We start from the raw sequence: 19,100 nt of genomic DNA on the forward strand, positions 1-19,100 counted from the left end.
TGCTCCTTTAAGCGCTGGTTCGGCGCGCGGCCGCCTGAGTGATCCGGTCGAACATGACTCCGAGCAGGACGATGGCGAGCCCCGCCGCCAGCCCCTTGCCGTACAGCTCGCCCTGCGAGAAACCGGCCACGACGTCGTAGCCGAGGGCGCCGGCTCCCACCAGGCCGCCCACAACAACCATCGACAGCACGTAGATCAGGCCCTGGTTGGTCGCGAGGGTCAAGGCGCTGCGTGCCATCGGGAGTTGAACCTTGGTGATGATCTGCCAGGTGTTGCAGCCGGCCGCGGTGGCCGCCTCGACGGTGGTCTCGGGCACGGCCCGCACCCCGTCGGCGGTGATCTTGATGGCGACCGGTACGGCGTACACGACGGCGGCGACGATCGCGGTGAAGCGGGTCGCCCCGAACAGCGCGAGGAACGGCACGAGATAGACGAACGGCGGCATGACCTGCGCCGCGTCCAGCGTGGGCCGCAGCAGCCGGTCCACCATCGCGCTGCGTCCCATCCACACACCGAAGGCGATGCCGAACACCATCACGATCACGGTCGCCACGACGGTCGAGGCGAGTGTCGTCATGGCGTCCGACCACACGCCCGTGCCCACAAGCAGCCCCACGCAGACGGCAGTTGTGACGCCGGAGCGCCACCCGCCGACCACGACACCGATCCCGACCAGTGCCGCGCCGACGAGCCACCACGGCGAGTCGGTGAGGAGCGACTGGAACGGGTTGAGCAGGCCGTTGGTGAGTGCGTTGCGGAAGGCGTTGGTGACGCCCGACAGGTTGTCCTGCACCCATGTCGTCACGCTGTTCGCGGCGCTCGTGATGTGGGTGCCCGTGCTGCCGTCGCCGGGGAACTGCGCCGCCCACAGGTAGGTGTGCGAGAGATAGACCAGGACCACGACGCCCACCGCGCCCGAACCGAGCAGCGGCCGGCGCCACTTGAGGAGACGGCCACTCGAATTCCGCGCCTGCTCCGCACGTGTGCTGGACGCGGTGGTGACCCGGTCGAGGACGATGGCCATGATCACGATGGCCAGGCCGGCGTTGAAGGCCGTACCGACGTCGAGCGTCTGCAGTGCCTGCATGACGGTCTTGCCGAGGCCGGGCGCGTCGATCAGGGCCGCGATGGTGACCATGGCGAGGGCGGCCATGATGGTCTGGTTGACGCCCATGACCACGGTCCGTTTGGCCATCGGCAGCAGCACTTTGAGCAGTGACTGCCAGCGCGTCGACCCCATGGAATCGGCCGCTTCCACGGTCGTCTCCGGTACGGAGCGGATGCCGTGCGCGGTGATACGGATCGCGGGCGGGGCGGCGTAGATCACGGTGGCGATGACGGCGGAGGCCGGGCCGATGAGGAAGATCAGGGTCAGCGGGGCCAGGTAGACGAAGGTCGGCATCGTCTGCATGAAGTCGAGGAAGGGCGTGATGATCCGGTTGAACCGGTCGGACAGCCCCGCCCACACCCCCAGCGGAATCGCGAACAGCAGCGCGACGAGGACCGCGGAGAGGGTGAGCGCCAGGGTGTCCATGCTCTCCTGCCACAGCCCCTGCAGCCCGAAGAAGGCGAAGCCGGCCATGGCGAGCAGCGCGACCCGCCAGTTGCCCACGGCCCAGGACACGAAGCCGGCGATGCCGACGACACCGAGCCAGCCGATCTGCGGCAGCGGGCGGTCGCCGCTCGGCTGCGAGATCAGGTCCTGGACGAAGGTCACCAGGTTGTCGATGACCAGCCGGATCTCGTTGAAGAAGTAGAGGAAGAGCGGGTTGGAGTTGCGGTTGGCGCCGACCGAGTCGTTGAGGTCGTTGAACCAGCGGTGCAGCCCGGTGAGATCGGCCGCCGCGAGCGTCAGCGTCTGCTTCCCGCGCAGCACGGCGAACAGCACCAGCCATACGACGACGATCGCGCCGACCATCATGGGCCGGGTGATCTTGCGTCGTGGGTTCTTCAACTCCGGTGCGGTGTCCGCGACTTGCTGCGCGGGTTCCGGTTTCTCCACGGCGACGGTCATCACGCGTCGCCTTCCTGCCCGGCGACGACCGCGAGGATCTCCTCGTCGCCGACGATGCCGAGCAGCTTGCCGTTCTCGACGACCTTGACGGGCTTGTCGGCCGCGAGCACCGCGCGCGTGGCTTCCCGTACGACGACGTCCGGCCCCAACTCGGGCCCGTCCAGGGCGTCTTCGTCCACGGCGGGGCGCATGATCCAGCGCAGGGTGAGGACGTCACCGCGTGGCACGTCCTTCACGAACTCGCGTACGTAGTCGTCGGCGGGGGCGCCCACCAGCTCGTCCCCGGTACCGCACTGCACCATCTTGCCGTCGCGCATGATGAGGATGCGGTCGCCCAGCTTGAGGGCCTCGGACAGGTCGTGGGTGATGAACACCATGGTCTTGCCGACCTCGTGGTGCAGCCGGATGACCTCGTTCTGCATGTCGCGGCGGATCAGCGGGTCGAGCGCGGAGAACGGCTCGTCGAAGAGGAGGACGTCCGGGTCACCGGCCAACGCCCTTGCCAAACCGACGCGTTGCTGCATGCCGCCGGAGAGCTGGTCGGGGTAGGAGTTCTCGTACCCGGAGAGTCCCACCAACTCGACGACCTCCAGGGCCCGTTTGGTGCGTTCGGCCTTGCTCATGCCGCGGATCTCCAGGCCGAACGACACGTTGTCGACGACCCGGCGGTGCGGCAGCAGCCCGAAGTGCTGGAAGACCATGGAGAACTTACGGCGCCGCAGTTCGCGCAGCCGCTTGGCGTCCGCGTCCCGGATGTCCTCGCCCTCGAAGACGATCTCGCCCGCGGTGGGTTCGATCAGCCGGGTCAGACATCGCACCAGGGTGGACTTCCCGGAGCCGGACAGCCCCATGACGACGAAGACCTCGCCGGGCGAGACCTCGAAGTTCACATCGCGTACGGCGGCGGTGCAGCCGGTGCGGTCCATCAGCTCACGGCGCGTGAGCCCGCACAGTTCCTCGGAATCGGGTACCTGCTCCGCCTTCGGCCCGAACACCTTCCACAGCTTGCGCACGGATATGACCGGGGTGGGGGCCGAGTCCTGGGGAGTGCCGCGCCGCTGCGGCACCTCGGTCTGTGCTGGGGTCACGATCGACCTCTTTTCGGCGTTCAGCCGCGGAACCAGTGCTGCGGCCGGGGTTGGATGTTCTGCCAGATGTGCTTGGGCTCTCGGTACTCGTCCAGGCCGGTCGGTCCCAGCTCCCGGCCCACGCCCGAGTGTCCGAAGCCACCCCATTCCGCTTGCGGCACGTAGGGGTGGTAGTCGTTGATCCACACCGTGCCGTGCCGCAGCCGCCGGGCGACCCGCTGGGCCTTCCCCGCGTCCTGGGTCCAGACGGCGCCGGCGAGGCCGTACTCGGTGTCGTTGGCGATGCGTACGGCGTCGTCCTCGTCGGTGAACCGCTCGACGGTCAGCACCGGTCCGAAGGACTCCTCGTGCACCACCCGCATGTCCTGCGTGCAGGCATCGAGCACGGTCGGCGGATAGAAATGGCCGTCGGCGAGGGCGAGTTCGTCCGGCCGCTCACCACCACACCTCAGCACGGCCCCCTCGGCGATGCCCGCCGCGACGTACGCCTCGACCTTCTCCAGGTGCTGCGCGGAGATCAACGCCCCGGTCTCGGCCTCGGGATCGAAGGGCCCGCCGAGCCGGATCTGCCGCGCGCGACGCACGACCTCGTCCACGAACCGGTCGTGCAGCGAGTCCTCGACGATCAACCGGGCGCCGGCGGAGCACACTTGGCCCGAGTGCAGGAAGACGGCCGTGAGCGCGAAGTCCACGGCCGTCTCGAAGTCGGCGTCGGCGAAGATGACGTTGGGGTTCTTGCCGCCCAGCTCCAGCGCGACCTTTTTCACGGTCGCGGCGGCGGTGGCCATGATGCGTTTGCCGGTCTCCAGTCCCCCGGTGAAGGAGACCATGTCGACGGCGGGGTCCTCGGAGAGTGGCGCGCCCGCCTCGGGCCCGGCACCGAGCACGAGGTTGGCGGCACCGGCGGGAAGCCCGGCCTCCTCCAGTGCGCGCATCAGCAGGATCGAGGTGGAGGGTGTCAACTCACTCGGCTTGAGGACGACCGTGTTCCCCGCGAGGAGCGCCGGGGCGACCTTCCAACTGGCTTGCAGCAGCGGGTAGTTCCAGGGCGTGATGAGCCCGCACACTCCAACGGGCTCGTAGACGACCCGACTTACGGCGTCGTCCCGGCCGGTGTCGATGACCCGCCCCGCGTCGGTGCCACCGATCCCGCCGTAGTAGCGGAAACAGGAAACGACATCGGCGATGTCGTACTCGCTCTCCACCAGCCGCTTGCCGGTGTCCAACGACTCGGCGCGGGCGAACTCCTTGGCGTCACGCTCGATGAGATCGGCGGTACGCAGCAGCAGCGCGCCCCGCTCCCGCTCCGGGGTACGCGGCCAGGATCCTTCGTCAAAGGCGCGGCGGGCGGCGGCGATCGCGGCCTCGGTGTCGGGACGCGTTCCCTCGGACACGGTCGCGGTGAGCGTGCCGTCGGCGGGACAGCGGATGTCACGGTGACCGCCGGCCACCGCATCGCGCCATTCTCCGTCCACATACAGGTCTGCCACGTGTGGAGCCCTTCGAGCGAATTCCGTTGCGCATCGTGCACCGTATTGCTTGTGGTGGAACACCCTGGCGAATGTGCAGACATACGTCAAGGGGTTGGCAGATGACGATTTCGCCATGCGGCCCATTGCCCGGCCGCCTCTTGACCGCGAGCGGCGCCCGGCCTCATCTTGTTGCGTATCGCTCACCATGTTGTGCAATACGCATCGATATGACGCACTGACGGAGGCTGCCCGTGTCCCCTCGTCCGCACCCTGGCCGCGAATTCGTCCTCACCCTCTCGTGTCCGGACAGCGCCGGGCTGGTCCATGCCGTGAGCGGCTTTCTCGTCCGGAACTCCGGCAACATCCTGGAGAGCCAGCAATTCGATGATCGACTCAAGGGCCGCTTCTTCATGAGGGTCCACTTCGACGTTTCCGATCCAAACGCCGACCTGGAAACTCTGCGTTACCGATTCGGCCCGGTCGCCGAGGCGTACCGCATCTCCTGGACCCTCCGGGACGCCGCCACCCCCACCCGGACCCTGATCATGGTGTCCAAGTTCGGCCACTGCCTGAACGACCTGCTGTTCCGCAGGCGCACCGGCGCCCTCAACATCGAGATCCCGGCGATCGTCTCCAACCACCGCGACTTCGAGGGGCTGGCGGAGACGTACGGCATCCCCTTCCACCACATCCCCGTCACGAGGGACACGAAGGCGGACGCGGAGGCTCGACTCCTGGAGTTGGTAAGGGAGTTGAACATCGACCTGGTGGTACTGGCCCGCTACATGCAGATCCTCTCCGACGACCTCTGCAAGCAGCTTGAGGGTCACGCCATCAACATCCACCACTCCTTCCTCCCCAGCTTCAAGGGCGCCCGCCCCTATCAGCAGGCCTACGACCGCGGGGTGAAGCTCGTGGGCGCCACGGCGCACTACGTGACACCGGAACTGGACGAGGGCCAGATCATCGACCAGGACGTGGTCCGCGTCGACCACTCACTCGACCCGGATGAGCTGGTGACGGTGGGGCGGGACGTGGAGGCGCAGGTGCTGGCGCACGCGGTGAAGTGGCACAGCGAGAGCAGGGTGATGGTGTACGGGAATCGGACGGTGGTGTTTCGGTGAGGGTGGGGGTGGGTGCGGGGCGCGCTGTATACGGCTTCCGACAGCGGGAGTTGGAGGCACGGGCCCGCACCATCAGCCCGTCCGGCGTCTGAAAACGAGGCCGTTCAGGCCGAAGCGGGGGTTCTGGGGGCAGCCGCCCCCAGAACCCCCGGCACCCTCAGCCTCTCAACGCCCGGCGCTCACCCCGCTTGCTTCCGCTGCGCACCTCGGTGCCGGTAGTACACCGCCGAGGACGGAGCCAGCGGCTCCTTGGCCAGGATCAGGTCCGCCGCCTTTTCCGCGATCATCATCACCGGCGCGTAGATGTTGCCGTTGGTGACGTACGGCATCACCGACGCGTCCACGACCCGCAGCCCCTCCACCCCGTGCACCCGCATGCTGTCAGGGTCGACGACAGCCATCTCGTCCGTGCCCATCTTGCAGGTGCAGGACGGATGCAGAGCGGTCTCACCCTCCTTGGCCACCCACGCCAGGATCTCCTCGTCGCTCTCCACGGACGGCCCGGGCGAGATCTCCCCGTCGTTGTAGGGGGCGAGCGCGGGCTGGTTGAGGAGCTTGCGGGCGACCCGGATCGACTCGACCCACTCACGCCGATCCTGTTCCGTGGACAGGTAGTTGAAGCGCAGCGCGGGGTGCTCCAGCGGATCCCTGCTCTTGATCTTCACCGAGCCGATCGCGTCGGAGTACATGGGCCCGACGTGCACCTGGTACCCGTGACCGCCGGCCGGCGACGAGCCGTCGTAGCGGACCGCGATGGGCAGGAAGTGGAACATCAGGTTGGGATAGTCGACGTCCTCGTTGCTGCGGGCGAAGCCGCCGGCCTCGAAGTGGTTGGTGGCGGCGGGGCCCTTGCGGAAGAGCCATTGCAGGCCGATGAAGGGAGCGCGCCACTTCGCCATGTACGGCTGCATGGAGACGGGTTGCTTGCAGGCGTACTGGATGTACACCTCCAGGTGGTCCTGCATGTTCTCGCCGACGCCCGGCAGATCGTGGACGACGTCGATGCCGAGCGCGGTCAGCTCCTCCGCGTTGCCGACACCCGAAAGCTGAAGCAGCTGGGGGGAGTTGATCGCGCCGCCGCAGAGGATGACCTCGCGGGCGCGCACCTGGCGGACCTTGCCGCGGTGCCGGTACTCGACGCCGACGGCCTTCTTGCCCTCGAAGAGGACGCGGGTGACCATCGCGCGGGTGGTGACGGTGAGGTTGGGGCGCTTGCGCACCGGCTTCAGATACGCCTTCGAAGCCGACAGCCGTCGGCCCCGGCTGACGTTGCGGTCGAAGGGCGCGAAGCCCTCCTGCTGGTAGCCGTTGACGTCCTCCGTGCGCGGATATCCCGCTTCCTGCACGGCGTTGAGGAACGCGCCGAACAACGGGTTGGAGGCGGGCCCGCGTTCGAGGACGAGCGGGCCGTCGTGGCCGCGGAACTCGTCGTCGGGATCGGCGGCGAGGCAGTTCTCCATCCGCCGGAAGTACGGCAGACAGTGCGCGTAGTCCCAGCTCTCCATGCCGGCGTCGGCGGCCCAGCGCTCGTAGTCCATGGGGTTGCCGCGCTGGAAGATCATGCCGTTGATGCTGCTGGAACCGCCGAGCACCTTGCCGCGGGCGTGGTAGACGCGCCGGTCGCCCATGTGCGGCTCGGGCTCCGACTCGTACTTCCAGTCGTAGAACCGGCTGCCGATCGGGTAGGTCAGCGCGGCCGGCATGTGGATGAAGACGTCCCACGGGTAGTCGGGCCGGCCGGCCTCCAGGACCAGCACCTGGTGGGCCGGGTCCGCGGAGAGCCGGTTCGCCAGTGCGCTGCCGGCGGATCCACCGCCGACGATGACGAAGTCGTATTGCAGGGGAGCCATGATCTCTCGTCTCGCTCGCGCCGTAGATACGCGAGGCATGCTAATACGAGTACCGCTATACGCACCAGGTTGCGTGCCACGCAACCTGACGAGCCAGGTTTCCGCCCTGTTTCCCGGCCCGGGTCCCGATTTCCCACCCCGCGTCCCGAGCCGAGTCCCGATCGGATCCCCGCGCCGCTCAGATGCTGAAGAGCTCCCTGCCGAGGAGGGGTCGGACCCGGGAGCGGAAGCCGCCCGTACGGAAGGGGTGCTGGAGCGGACCGGGTTGAGGCCGTCGTCGAGGGCGGCGGCGACCGCGTCCAGGGCGCCGGCGTAGTAGTCGATACGGCGGGTGTCGTCGGCGGTGGCGATGCCGTTCTCGGTGACGATCAGGGGGACGTCGGGGCTGACGACGTCGACGGTGTGGCGCAGGGCGTGGCCGACGGCCTCCGGGTAGAACTCCCATTGGGTGAAGGTGCGTTCGGCGTTCTCGGGCGCGGGGATCGGGCCGTCGGCGCCGATCTTGGTGCGGGTGTAGGACTGGACGCCGATCCAGTCGTCGTCGCGGGCGACCTCGATGAAGATGTCCTCGCGGGGGTGGCGGTAGGCGGCGGTGACGTCCTCGGCGCCGGGCAGCGCCTGGTAGGCCTGGTTGGCGATCGTCCAGCCGACCTGGATGGCGGGATCGATCGCGCGCACCGCCTTGACCGCGGCCCGGTGGGCGGCGATCACCGCGTGGGTGGTCCCCTCGTCCGGGGTGGGCAGTCTGGCGGGCGGGAAGCCCTGGTCACCGGCCTTGGCTGCGCCCGCCATCACGGTGATCATGTTGGGTTCGTTGATGGTGCAGACATGGCGGACGCCGTTCGCGATGATCGGCGCGCACTGCTCGACGTAGCGGGCGAACGCGTCGCTCGCGCCGGTGGCGGTCCAGCCGCCGAGGTCCTCGAACCACTGCGGGACGGTGAAGTGGTGGAGGGTCACCATCGGGCGCAGGCCGCGGGCGAGGGCGCCGTCGACCATGCGGCGGTAGTGGGCGATCTCGGCGCGGGAGCCGGACCGCGCCGAGACCGTGACCCACTCGATCACCGACCACTGGGCGGAAGGCCAGGCGCTGATCGCCGTCGTCCGGGAACTCGCCCCGCACGGCGATCCGGACCGGGCCGAGGTCCTCGCCCGCTCGATCGCCTACCGCGCGACCCGAGACCGTGCGCTGGTCGCCCTCGCGGAACTGTCCGATCCGGACCGCGCCCGCAGGCTCGCCGCACAGGTCATCGTCCTCGACGACTGGGTCACCGCCCTGCCGTTGCTGGAGCGGCTCGCGCCGCGTGCGCCGCGTGCGCCGGCAACCGTCGCCGACCATGCCACGGCGTTGCTGCCCGACAGCGCGTGACGGGACGCCCTGCCTCTCCCCGCCTCTCCCGCGTCTCCTTCTTCTCCTTTTCTCCTCCTTGTCAGTGCTGATTGCGAGACTCACTCCATGATTCCGAAACTGCCTCTACATAGCCCGCGTTGGAGTGACCTCGCCGGTGTGACGGCCGAGGAGATGCAAGCGCTCCTGGAGCAGATGGCCTCAACGGCCGTCACCGGCGCCGACGATGAATGGCGCCAGACCTGGACTTACATGATTGACGACCTGATGGCCGACGGCACCGTGTACGACAGCGCCTACGCGGTCCTGCCCCATCTCGTCGAGGCGGCAGCGGAGTTGCCCCCGGAGCGGTCCGTGGACTTCTGGGTGGACATGGGCTTCATCGTGACCGCGGAGGACAGGCCCCCCGTCCCGGCCGATCTGGAGGCGGGGTTCAGTGCCGCGCTCCGGCTGGCCGAGCGGGCGGCCGCGCGGAGCCTCCTCGACGCCGGCGCTCCCGCGAAGGTCTGCGGCCGACTCGCCCTGAGCTGCGTCGCCTTCGCCGGTCACCACATCGGCGCGGCGCTGCGGCGCCTTGAACCGGGGGAAAGTTACCTTCAGTTGGTGTGTCCCGGGTGCGGGTACGACACCGAGCTCCTCACGTTCTTCGTGGACCCGGTGCATCCGCCGTTCGAGGCACCCGAGTTGCCTGATGCGGACCACCGTGCCCGTCAGGGGCAGCATTCCTGGGGTGAGGTCGCCGACGCATTGCAGGGGGAGATCCTGGGGCAGGAATGGGAGCCCTTCCTGCGGGTGGCACGTGCGGTGGCGGCGGCAGGGGTGCCCGTCGGAACACCGGGGCCTGCCGTCCTGTGCCTGGTCGCCGGGATGGTCGCGGCCAAGGGCACCCCGCAGTGGGCCGGAAGCGAATGGGCCCGCCAACTGGCCCTGCTCAGCGACCACTTCCGTTGCTGGAACTGCGAACAGACCTGGACGATCGCCGACGGCCTGGTGGAGAACCCGGACGGTGCCCGCCCCCAGAGCGTCCCCGCGCAGGCATCGGCGGACGCCACCGACAACTCGGCTACGGCGGTGCGGCCGGCAGCAGTCGAACCGATCGGCGAAGCGACCCCCCGTCTCCGGCAGGACGGGAACGCTCTCCTCACGGCCGACGGCACGCCCTGGGGCCGTACAACCGTGTTCTCCGATCCCGCACCGGGTGCATCCGGCGGCGTCGACTCACTGACGGTGGTGTCCCTCCCCGATGAGCCAACACTCTTGGCCGGGGCCTGTGTTGGCGCCGGAGACAAGGGCGCGGTGTGCCTGTGGGACGTGGCCGACGGCCGGCTCGTCCATGGGCCGCTGGCCGGACATCCCGACCGTGTCCGCGCGTTGACGGCGCTGCCCCTTGCCGAGGGTGGCGTCCTTCTGGCGAGCGGGGGCGACAGCGGGGCGATCGGTCTGTGGGATGCCGTCACCGGGCGGCCGGTTCGCGAACCCGTCGCCAACTGGCTCGGCGAGGTGACGGGGATGTGCACCGCGCCCCTCGCCGACGGTCGGACCCTGCTCGTCACCGCCACCTCCCGAGGCGCGGTGAGGTTGAGGGATCCAGCCACGGGGGAACCTGTCGGACGGCTCAACCCCTCCGGTCGTCCGATCCGGTCGCTCGCCGCCGTCCCGGTCACCGGCGGGCGGACAATGATCGCCGCCGCGGACACCCAGGGCGGCGTTCACATGTGGGACCCGGCCGTTGACGACCCCTGGGACCCGGGCGCGGCCGTGCAGTTGAAGGACCGCGCGCTCAGCGATGGCGGACACCGGGTGGCGGCCGTCTCGGCGGTACCCACACCCGACGGAACCCTGCTGGCCACCGCCGACGATCGCGGCGTAGTCATGCTGTGGGACCCGTCCACCGGAACGGCGGTAGGCGAGGGTCTGCCTCCCGCGACGGGCACCGCAGGCCTGCCGGTCATGGCCGCCACCACACCACACGACGGGCGCACCGTCCTGGTCACCGGCACCAAGCGCCGGCACGACCTGCGGGTCTGGGAACCGGCGACCGGCGCGGTGCGGCAGATATCCCTGGATGTGGCCATCACCTGCTTGGCCGCCACGGGTTCCGACGTGATCGTCGGACACGACCGCGGAGTTGTCGGAGTCCCCCTCACGAGGCGGTGAACCAACCCCGTACGGACCCACCGGCCGCGCCCACGTCGACAACACGTCCAGGAACTAACCCAGTTGAGGTCCGCTCCCCTCGACCTCGCCGCACCCACAGCTGCCGCGGCGTACGACGGTGACCGGAAGCATCAACGACACCGGCTCCCTGTCCGGCGCTCCGCTGAGTCGCTGTACGAGGAGCTCCGCCGCCTGCTCCCCCAGGCGCAGCATGGGCTGACGCACCGTCGTCAGGGCCGGACGTACGAGCCGGCCGAGCGGGATTCCGTCGAAGCCCGTCACCACCACGTCCTCGGGGACGCGCAGCCCCCGCCGTTGCAACGCGTGCAGGGCGCCGACGGCCATCTGGTCGTTGGCGAAGACGAGCGCCTCGGGCAACGGGCCGTCACGGTCGGCCAGGGCGTCCACCGCGTCCGCCCCGTCGGCCTGCCGCATCATCGGCATCCGCAGGGCCGGTTCGTCGGCCGTTTCCACGTCCGCCGCGGTGCATGCCTCCAGGAAGCCCCGGAAGCGGGCCTCGACGTCCGGTGACTCCTCGGCCGAACCGATGTACGCGAGGCGCCGTAGCCCGTGGTCCTTGATGAGGTGGCGGGTCAGTTGCTGGCCGTCGGAGTTGGCGACCTCCAGGTGGTCCAGGTGGTCCAGGTGGTCGTCTCCTTCACAGGGTCCGGCGAGCATCACCACGGGCTTCCGTCGGGAGATCACCTCCAGCTCCTCGGTCGGCACGGTGCGCGCCATGACGGCGAACCCGTCGACGCGTCCCGCCACCTTGGCCACCAGGCTCTCCGGCCCGCCCTTCGGCGAGGCGGCGATCAGCAGCGCGTAGCCGTGCCGACGGGCGGTGCGTTCCATGCCGCGGATGATCTGGTCGGAGTAGAGCATCGCCGCGTCGTCGTCCTCGGCGTCGGCGTCCTCCGCGTCCGGATCGGAGCAGTCGGGGAAGCACAGACCCAGGACACCGGTGGTACGGCTGGCGAGCCCGCGCGCGTTGCCGCTGGGTACGTAGCCGAGTTCCCGGGCGACCGAGAGAACCCGCTCCCGGGTGTGGGCCCGCACCGAGTCGGGGTTGCGGTAGACGCGGGACACCGTGGCGATCGAGACGCCTGACCGGTTGGCCACGTCGTACACGGTGGGGACGGAACTCACGGGACGGAATCCTCATGTGGTGGGTGCGCATCGCGGCGTACGCGCGTGATGTCTGCACGGGGTGTGAGCGCGTGATGCGAGCAGGCGATGTAAGCGCATTCACCCTAGGGATTCACCAGGTCAGGAGCAAGGCGCCGAGTCGTGGGGCGGCGGACCACCGGTGTTGTGAGTACGCGTACTCATGCCCTCGGCCGCCCCGTCGCGTGACGATACAGATCGTCCGCACACCGGGCATCACCGGCAGATCAGAGAGTCAGCAGCACGTGCTCAGCACCTTCGCCCGTACCGTCGTCCCCCTCCTCGGCCGCCTGACGGTGACCACCGCCGGGACGGCCCGCACCATCGCGCCCGGCAGCATCGTCGCGCCCAACCACACCGCCCTGGCCGATCCCGGACTCGTCCTGGCCGCGCTGCACCGGCTGGGCGTCGAACCGGTCGTCCTCGCCACCGCGGGACTGTGGAAGATCCCCGTACTCGGCCGCCGGCTCACCCGCGAGGGCCACATACCGGTCCACCGGGGCAGCGGCAGCGCGGCGGCTGCCCTGGACCTGGCGGCCGAGGCCCTCGCCGCCGGACGGGTCGTGGTGATCTACCCCGAGGGCGGGCTCCCCCGCCGCCGTGACTCCGCCGACCGCGGACCCGGCACCTTCCGCACCGGTCTGGCCCGCCTCGCGCTCACCACCGGCGCGCCCGTCGTCCCGCTCGGGCACGCGGGAGCCCGCCGGATCGTCTCCGGCGGGCGGGCCAAGCAGATCGCCGGTGTCATCACCGCGCCGCTGCGCCGCCCGGACCTCCACGTCCACCTCGGCGAACCCGTCCACCTCACCGGCGACATCGACGAGGCAACCGTGCAGGCCCGTACGGCAGTTGAGGCCGCCTGGCAGCAGGCGGTCGGTCAACTGCCCTCATCCCGCAGGGTGTCGAACCCTCAGGTGTGAGGCGGACGGGTCAGGTCACAGTGTGTCGCGGGTGGTCGTCCCGCCCAGCGCCCCGGCGAGGAAGTCGAGTGAACTCCCGATCTACGGCGGGGACTTGGTGAGGTTCAGATGTCCGTGGAGCATTCCGTCGGCCAGGTAGGGGGCACGGGCACCTTCACCTCGGCCAACTGGCGTTCGAGCAGCTCCCCCGAGGGGCGTAGGTCGTCGTGGCTCGACAGGACGATGCAGGTCGGCGACAGACCGTCGAGTCGGGTGGCGCCGGGCAGCGCGTCGGTGGGCAAGTCGGTGATCCTGCCTGCGTAGTTGTGGGCCATGCCCTCGATCTGCTGGGATGCGAAACGCGCCGGGACCGGGAAGTACGCGGACGGGTAGGCCGGCAGCAACGCGTCGGGCGCACGCTCACGCCGTCCAGTTCGGGCGGCAGGCCGTGCTTGCTCAGCCAGGACCAGGCCGCGTGGACATGGTCGATCGGCACCGGGTAGTGGACGCCGTCGCGTACGAGCCGGTACTCCACCGAGACCACGAACGCCCTTGCGCGGCGGGCGAGTTAGGCACTGACCGGATGGGCCTCCGGCATGTCCGGGTGACCGTCCTGCAGCCCGCAGCCGTGGGCCCAGAGCACGGCATAGTTCGCCGCCCGCCCCGTCGCGGCCGGCCACCGCGCCGCCACACCGGTCAGGTCTTTCACGGCGCTCCACGCGTGGCCCCTCCGGCCGCCTGACCGGTCCACCGCCGAGTCAGGCGGATCGGTCCGGTCCAGCGAGGTCGAGGGCGGCTGTCGGTCGGTGGTCACCGATGCCGCGGTGGCTGATCGGTTCCGGGGGCGGAGTGTTCGGCGTCGGCGGCGTCGAGGACCTCGCGGATCAGGAGGTCGAGGTCGTCCGTGGTGGTGCGGTAGTTGCACAGGGCGGCGCGCAGGACGGTGCGGCCGTGGACGGCGACGGTGGCGAGGTAGGCGCGCCCGTTGTCCTGGACCCGGCGGGCGATGCGGGTGTGGAGGGCGTCGGCGTCAGAGTCGTCGGGGTCGGTGATCCGAAAGCAGGCGACCGGCCACGGGCCGCCGGCCACCAGGTGGAGCCGGGGTTCGGCGGTGATCCGCTCGCGCAACCGGTCGGCGAGGGCGAGGTAGTGCTCGATCAGGCCGGTGACGCCGTCGCGGCCCAGGTGGTGCAGGGTGGCCCACAGGGCGAGGGCCCGGGTGCCGGGGCGGGTCAGTTCGATCGTCGCGTGGGACAGCCAGGGCAAGGCGTCCGGTTCACCGGCGGTGAGGTACGACGCCTGGTGGGCGAAGGCCGTGTGCAGGTGCTCGGGGTCCGGGACGAGCAACGCCCCGCAGCCCACCGGCACGCTGAGGGTTTTGTGCGGGTCCACGGTGAGGGAATCGATGCCGCCGACGCCCGCATAGTGGGGTGCCAGGGCGGGAACGGCGGCGCCCAGTCCGCCCCAGGCGCCGTCCGCGTGGTGCCACATCCCCATGCTCCGGCACAGGTCCGTGACCGGTTCGAGCGGGTCCACGGCGCCGGTGGCGGTGGTGCCCAGCGTGGTGACGGCGCAGAAGGGCAGCAGGCCCGCGTCCAGGTCGGCGGCGATCGCGGCGCGCAGCGCGTCAGGATCCAGCCGGTCGTGCGGGTCGGTGGCGACGGGGCGCAGCCGGTGGGCGGGCAGGCCGATGCAGGCGGCCGCCTTGGCGACGGACATGTGCGCCTGGGCGCCGCAGTAGAGGGTGAGGCGGGCGTGGTCGCGGTCGTAGGCGGGACCGTCGGCGGAGCCGCGCCGGGTGAGGAACCAGGTGCGGGCCGTGGCCAGGGCGAGCAGGTTGGCCATGGAGCCGCCGCTGGTCAGCACCCCGCCCGCGCCGTCGGGCAGGCCCGCGAGATCGGCGAGCATGCGCACGGTGCCGCGTTCCAGATCCATCAGGGCGTTCTCGCCCATCCCGCAGGTCGCGTTGACGGCACAGGCCAGCAGGTCGGCGACGATCCCGGCCGGTGCGGGCGGTGAGTTGACCCAGGCGAAGAACGCGGGGTGCCCGTTCCCGGTCGGGTACGGCGCGATCTCCCCGCGCACGAAGTCCAGCACTCCGCCCAACTCCCCGCCCCGCTGCTGAAGTTGACCCGCCCGCAGCCGGGCCCGCACCTGCGGAGGCAGCGGACGGCTCACCGGGCCCTCGGGCAGTTCGTTCAGGTACCGGGCGGCCCACTCGGCCGCCGCCACGAGTTCGTCCCGCAGCACCTTCGCGTGAACCGCGGGCGGCTCCGGGGACGGGTCGAACTCACCGAACCGGGACGGAGCATGGTCGTACAAACGGTGAACCATGGTGGCGCGTGGGGCCTTTCGTCGTCACAAGACCCCCTGGTCGGCGAAGCGAGGGCCATGATCGTAACGAGCACGCGCAGCGGCCGACACGTGTACCCGCGCAACTCGACGGGGCCTCCCGCGAGGGGCCGTAGCCATCGGCCCCATCGGTCGAGCAGTGACGGCCGATGACAGCTCTCCGAGCCGGTGAACATCCGCTGCCTCTGCCCGTGAACACGGCCAGGAACACCGGGTGTTGAGGCCGTGCCGCCCCGACGGAAGGCTCTGTGCCGGCGTGTTGATCGAACCGCGCCCGCGTGCGTTGCGCATCCGGGCACCCCGCTGCGGTGCGGGTCAGCGCTGCGATCCGGGTTCCGCCGCGGAGAAGCTCTCCGGTGCCGTGCCCTCCGTGGCGCTCAACTCCTGGGTCCCTACGACGGACAGCAGTTCCAGCTGCTCGGCGCCCGCGCTTCCGGGCGGGGCGGTGAACCACAGGAGGCGTTGCCGGCCGTCCTCGCTGAGGAGGTTGTGGCAGTCGAGTTCGATGACGCCGAGCAGCGGGTGGACGATCCTCTTGTGGTCCATGCGGCGCACCGCGACGTCGTGGGTGTCCCAGAGGTCCGCGAACTCCTGGCTGTGGCGGCGCAGTACGGCAACCATCTTCGTGACCTCCGCGTCCCGGCCGCGCCGCGCCGCCGCCGCCTGGAGGTCGGCCACGAACACCCGGGAGTGGTGCGGGTGGTCCTCGGTCGGATAGATCCCGCGCGTCCGCGGGTCGGTGAACCAGCGGTACACGAGGCTCGCCGCCGGGCCTCGGCGGGCCGGGGAGCTGCCGAGCAGGGACAGGGCGAGGTCGTTCTCGACCAGGGTCTCGTGCAGGTCGGTGATGACGCGCGCGGGGGTGTTGGAGAGCCGGTCCAGGAGTCCGAGGAGCGCGGGCTGCACATGTGCCGAGGGGCCGTGTGCCGACGCCGGGACGGGCCGCTCGGCCAGGTGGAACAGGTGGTCGCGCTCGTCGCCGTTCAGGCGCAGGGCCCGGGCGAGGGCGGCCAGGGTCTGGGCCGAGGGCTGCACGCCGTTCTTCGCGCTGCCGCGTTCCAGCTCGGTGTAGTAGTCGGCCGACAGCCCCGCCAGCTGCGCGACCTCCTCGCGGCGCAGCCCGGGGACACGTCGGCGCGGGCCCTGCGGGAGACCGACCTCGCCGGGGCGGATGCGGTCGCGGCGGGTCCTGAGGAAGGCGCCGAGTTCGGGAAGGTTCACCTCTCCATGGTCGCTCGTACGGCAGAACGCAGCCAGGGGGTGGCAACCCCTGGGTAGACACAGCCCTGGCTACGGACGGGCGACCGGCCGATCGTGGAGGACGCAGCAGGGCAACGGCAGGACCGCGGCCCGCCCCCCTTCCTCCACCACTACAGGAGTCAGCCATGCCTGTCCCCACTTCCCCCGACGGGACCGCTGCCTCGGCCCGGTCCCCCGCCGTCCCACCCCGGGTCGCGGTCGTCACCGGCGGCTCGCGCGGCATCGGCCGCCGGACGGTCGGCCGGCTGGCCGCCGACGGGTACGCCGTCGTGGTCGGCTACGCCGGCAACCGGGACGAGGCCGAAGCCGCCGCGAAGGAGGCCGTCACCGCCGGCGGCCGGGCGGTCGCGGTGCGCGCGGACGTCGCCGACGAGCACGCGGTCGCGGCCTTGTTCGACGCGGCGGAAGGGGAGTTCGGCGGCGTCGACGTAGTCGTCCACGCGGCCGGACGGATGCGACTCGCTCCGATCGCCGAGCTGGACCTGGCCGTCCTGGACGACCTGCACCGCACCAACATCCGCGGCACGTTCGTCGTCCTCCAGCAGGCCGCCCGCCGGGTGCGCCCCGGCGGCGCGATCGTGACGTTCTCCACGTCCGTGGTGGGGCTGGCGTTCCCGGGCTACGGCGCTTACGCCGCGAGCAAGGGCGCGGTCGAGGCGCTGACGCTGATCCTGGCCCGGGAGTTGCGGGGCCGGGACGTCACCGCCAACACCGTCGCGCCCGGCCCCACGGCCACCGACCTGTTCCTGGACGGCAAGGACGAGGAGACCATCGCCCGCCTGTCCGCCCAGCCCCCGCTGGAACGCCTCGGCACCCCGGCCGACATCGCGGAGGTCGTCGCGTTCCTGGCCTCCCCGGCCGGCCACTGGATCAACGGACAGGTCATCCGCGCCAACGGCGGAATCATCTGAACCGCCCGCGGCCACCCATCGATTCGATCAACGAAAGGCGCTGTCATGACGAACGAAGAAACAGGGGACCACAAGGCGGACGCAAGAGGGGGCGGACCCGGGAAGGTCGTCCTCGTCACCGGGGCCTCCAGCGGCATCGGCGCACTGTCCGTGCGTGCGCTGGCCCTCGCCGGCCACACCGTGTACGCGGGCATCCGCCGGACCGCGACCCGCAACGCGACCGCGGTGGCCGACCTGACGCGCTACGGCACCGACCACCAGGTCGACGTGCACGCCGTCGAACTGGACGTCACCTCCCAGGATTCCGCCGACGCCGCGATCGACCGGATCCTCGCCGAGCGCGGCCGGCTGGACGTGGTCGTGCACAACGCCGGACACATGGTCCTGGGCCCCGCCGAGGCGTTCACCCCCGAGCAGTTCGCGGACCTGTACGACGTGAACGTCCTGGGCACCCAGCGCGTCAACCGCGCCGCCCTGCCGACGTTGCGCGAGCAGGGTTCGGGGCTGCTGGTGTGGATCGGCAGCTCCAGCACCCGAGGCGGCTGCCCGCCGTTCCTGGCCCCGTACTTCGCCGCCAAGGCCGCGATGGACGCCCTGGCCGTCAGCTGTGCCGCCGAGGTGCTCCCGTTCGGCATCGACTCCGCGATCGTGGTGCCCGGTGCGTTCACCAGCGGCACCAACCACTTCGCCCACGCGGGCACCCCCGCCGACGCCGACCGCGCGGAGGCCTACGACCGGCGTCACCAACCCCTGATGAGCGATCTGGGCGAGCGCCTGGCCGCGCTCACCCCTCCGGACGCCGACGTGACCGAGGTCGCCGACGCCGTCACGCGACTGGTCGCGATGCGGCACGGCACCAGGCCGCTGCGCACCCACATAGACCCCAGCCGGGACGGCAGCGAAGTCGTCTCCGCGGTCGCCGACCGCATCCGCGCCGACTTCTTCCACCGCATCGGGCTGGACAACCTGCTCACCGCAGGCAGCTCCCTGTGACACCCCACTGAGAACCCCACCGAGAAAAGGAACAACCAGCCATGCCCTTCGCGAACTTCAAGGTCCTCGAAAAGAGCCTCACCCCCAAGCAGAAGGAGGAGATCGTCACCCGCACCACCGAGCTGTACGTCGAGCTCTACGGCGAGCGCGCCCGCGCCACCACCATGGTGCTGATCGAAGAGGTCCCCGACGGCGGCTGGGGCATCTCCGGCAACGTGCTGACCCTCGCCATGCTCGGCGGCGAGCCAACACCGACCGGCACCACCGAGGCCTGACCTCACCGGCTGCCACCCGGTCAAGCCGACACCCTTGAAACCGAGCGCCCCCGGGACGAGCGTCGCCACACGGTCTCGCCCGTCCCGGGGGATCTGTGCTCCGCCGACCGCCGACCGCCCACCACCGCATCCGCCGTCTGCCGTCTGCCGTCTGCCGGCACGGGCGACGGACCGGGCCGCGAAGGTGTCCACG

General features: G+C 70.5%; 16 protein-coding genes and 1 pseudogene. 7 read left to right on the plus strand and 10 right to left on the minus strand.

All coding sequences use genetic code 11. The features are described from left to right. Positions 1-7: 7 nt before the first annotated feature. The 3 genes from OG226_RS08650 to OG226_RS08660 are packed head-to-tail and all read right to left on the minus strand — an operon-like array spanning position 8 to position 4,592. Complete coding sequence (locus OG226_RS08650) at positions 8-2,014, minus strand: ABC transporter permease (protein WP_329348491.1); 2,007 nt, start codon at positions 2,012-2,014, stop codon at positions 8-10. Beyond that, on the minus strand, positions 2,014-3,102 hold the full coding sequence (locus OG226_RS08655; protein WP_328676137.1) for a quaternary amine ABC transporter ATP-binding protein: 1,089 nt from the start codon (positions 3,100-3,102) through the stop codon (positions 2,014-2,016). The genes OG226_RS08650 and OG226_RS08655 overlap by 1 nt, the downstream gene beginning before the upstream one ends. Positions 3,103-3,122: 20 nt before the next feature. Further along, entirely contained in the window at positions 3,123-4,592 is a 1,470-nt protein-coding gene (locus OG226_RS08660; RefSeq protein ID WP_329348492.1) for an aldehyde dehydrogenase family protein, read from the minus strand. 233 nt (positions 4,593-4,825) lie between these two features. Between OG226_RS08660 and purU the strand changes: the two genes are divergently transcribed. Continuing rightward, entirely contained in the window at positions 4,826-5,698 is an 873-nt protein-coding gene (gene purU / locus OG226_RS08665) for a formyltetrahydrofolate deformylase (protein WP_329348494.1), read from the plus strand. A gap of 179 nt (positions 5,699-5,877) precedes the next feature. Here the strand turns inward: purU and betA are convergent, their stop codons facing one another. Both betA and OG226_RS08675 read right to left on the minus strand, forming a co-directional pair. Continuing rightward, a complete protein-coding gene (gene betA, locus OG226_RS08670) occupies positions 5,878-7,548 on the minus strand; it encodes a choline dehydrogenase (RefSeq protein WP_329348495.1) in 1,671 nt (556 codons plus the stop codon). 264 nt (positions 7,549-7,812) lie between these two features. Beyond that, positions 7,813-8,580: pseudogene (locus OG226_RS08675) on the minus strand (family 1 glycosylhydrolase); the annotation flags it as partial. A 16-nt stretch (positions 8,581-8,596) separates the two neighbouring features. Here OG226_RS08675 and OG226_RS08680 point away from each other — a divergent pair. Both OG226_RS08680 and OG226_RS08685 read left to right on the plus strand, forming a co-directional pair. Continuing rightward, positions 8,597-8,917 (plus strand): hypothetical protein, encoded by a 321-nt coding sequence (locus tag OG226_RS08680; protein WP_329348497.1) that lies wholly within the window; start codon positions 8,597-8,599, stop codon positions 8,915-8,917. Positions 8,918-9,070: 153 nt separating this feature from the next. Continuing rightward, positions 9,071-11,053 carry a WD40 repeat domain-containing protein gene (locus OG226_RS08685; protein ID WP_329348499.1) on the plus strand — a complete coding sequence of 661 codons (1,983 nt, stop codon included), beginning with the start codon at positions 9,071-9,073 and terminating at the stop codon, positions 11,051-11,053. 54 nt (positions 11,054-11,107) lie between these two features. Here OG226_RS08685 and OG226_RS08690 read toward each other — a convergent pair whose 3' ends face one another. Beyond that, positions 11,108-12,199 (minus strand): LacI family DNA-binding transcriptional regulator, encoded by a 1,092-nt coding sequence (locus tag OG226_RS08690; protein WP_329348500.1) that lies wholly within the window; start codon positions 12,197-12,199, stop codon positions 11,108-11,110. 263 nt (positions 12,200-12,462) lie between these two features. Between OG226_RS08690 and OG226_RS08695 the strand changes: the two genes are divergently transcribed. Then, positions 12,463-13,137, plus strand: coding sequence for a lysophospholipid acyltransferase family protein (locus OG226_RS08695; RefSeq protein WP_329353342.1), 675 nt, complete (start codon positions 12,463-12,465; stop codon positions 13,135-13,137). Between the two features lie 104 nt (positions 13,138-13,241). Here the strand turns inward: OG226_RS08695 and OG226_RS08700 are convergent, their stop codons facing one another. From OG226_RS08700 to OG226_RS08715, 4 genes are all read right to left on the minus strand, one after another. After that, positions 13,242-13,520, minus strand: coding sequence for a hypothetical protein (locus OG226_RS08700; RefSeq protein ID WP_329348501.1), 279 nt, complete (start codon positions 13,518-13,520; stop codon positions 13,242-13,244). A 164-nt stretch (positions 13,521-13,684) separates the two neighbouring features. Further along, entirely contained in the window at positions 13,685-13,930 is a 246-nt protein-coding gene (locus OG226_RS08705) for a hypothetical protein (protein WP_329348502.1), read from the minus strand. Beyond that, positions 13,927-15,438 carry a pyridoxal phosphate-dependent decarboxylase family protein gene (locus OG226_RS08710; RefSeq protein ID WP_329348503.1) on the minus strand — a complete coding sequence of 504 codons (1,512 nt, stop codon included), beginning with the start codon at positions 15,436-15,438 and terminating at the stop codon, positions 13,927-13,929. The genes OG226_RS08705 and OG226_RS08710 overlap by 4 nt, the downstream gene beginning before the upstream one ends. Positions 15,439-15,783: 345 nt before the next feature. Further along, positions 15,784-16,689, minus strand: a complete 906-nt coding sequence (locus OG226_RS08715) for a helix-turn-helix transcriptional regulator (protein WP_329348504.1) — start codon at positions 16,687-16,689, stop codon at positions 15,784-15,786. A gap of 164 nt (positions 16,690-16,853) precedes the next feature. On the opposite strand from OG226_RS08715, the gene OG226_RS08720 reads away from it, so the two are divergent. Genes OG226_RS08720 through OG226_RS08730 form a run of 3 tightly spaced genes read left to right on the plus strand, consistent with a single transcriptional unit; the run spans position 16,854 to position 18,907 of the window. Then, entirely contained in the window at positions 16,854-17,639 is a 786-nt protein-coding gene (locus OG226_RS08720; protein ID WP_328676147.1) for an SDR family oxidoreductase, read from the plus strand. Between the two features lie 45 nt (positions 17,640-17,684). Continuing rightward, complete coding sequence (locus OG226_RS08725; protein WP_329348505.1) at positions 17,685-18,632, plus strand: SDR family oxidoreductase; 948 nt, start codon at positions 17,685-17,687, stop codon at positions 18,630-18,632. Between the two features lie 41 nt (positions 18,633-18,673). Beyond that, positions 18,674-18,907 (plus strand): 4-oxalocrotonate tautomerase family protein, encoded by a 234-nt coding sequence (locus tag OG226_RS08730; RefSeq protein ID WP_329348506.1) that lies wholly within the window; start codon positions 18,674-18,676, stop codon positions 18,905-18,907. Positions 18,908-19,100 lie beyond the last annotated feature (193 nt).

Source organism: Streptomyces sp. NBC_01261 (assembly GCF_036226385.1).
In the GTDB taxonomy this organism is placed as follows: domain Bacteria; phylum Actinomycetota; class Actinomycetes; order Streptomycetales; family Streptomycetaceae; genus Streptomyces.

Bases quoted from the DNA above. Each gene is read 5' to 3' on its own strand.
- OG226_RS08685 (WP_329348499.1), top strand. From the start codon at position 9,071: ATGCAAGCGCTCCTGGAGCAGATGGCCTCAACGGCCGTCACCGGCGCC.
- betA (WP_329348495.1), bottom strand. From the start codon at position 7,548: ATGGCTCCCCTGCAATACGACTTCGTCATCGTCGGCGGTGGATCCGCC.
- OG226_RS08725 (WP_329348505.1), top strand. From the start codon at position 17,685: ATGACGAACGAAGAAACAGGGGACCACAAGGCGGACGCAAGAGGGGGC.
- OG226_RS08720 (WP_328676147.1), top strand. From the start codon at position 16,854: ATGCCTGTCCCCACTTCCCCCGACGGGACCGCTGCCTCGGCCCGGTCC.
- OG226_RS08730 (WP_329348506.1), top strand. From the start codon at position 18,674: ATGCCCTTCGCGAACTTCAAGGTCCTCGAAAAGAGCCTCACCCCCAAG.
- OG226_RS08650 (WP_329348491.1), bottom strand. From the start codon at position 2,014: ATGACCGTCGCCGTGGAGAAACCGGAACCCGCGCAGCAAGTCGCGGAC.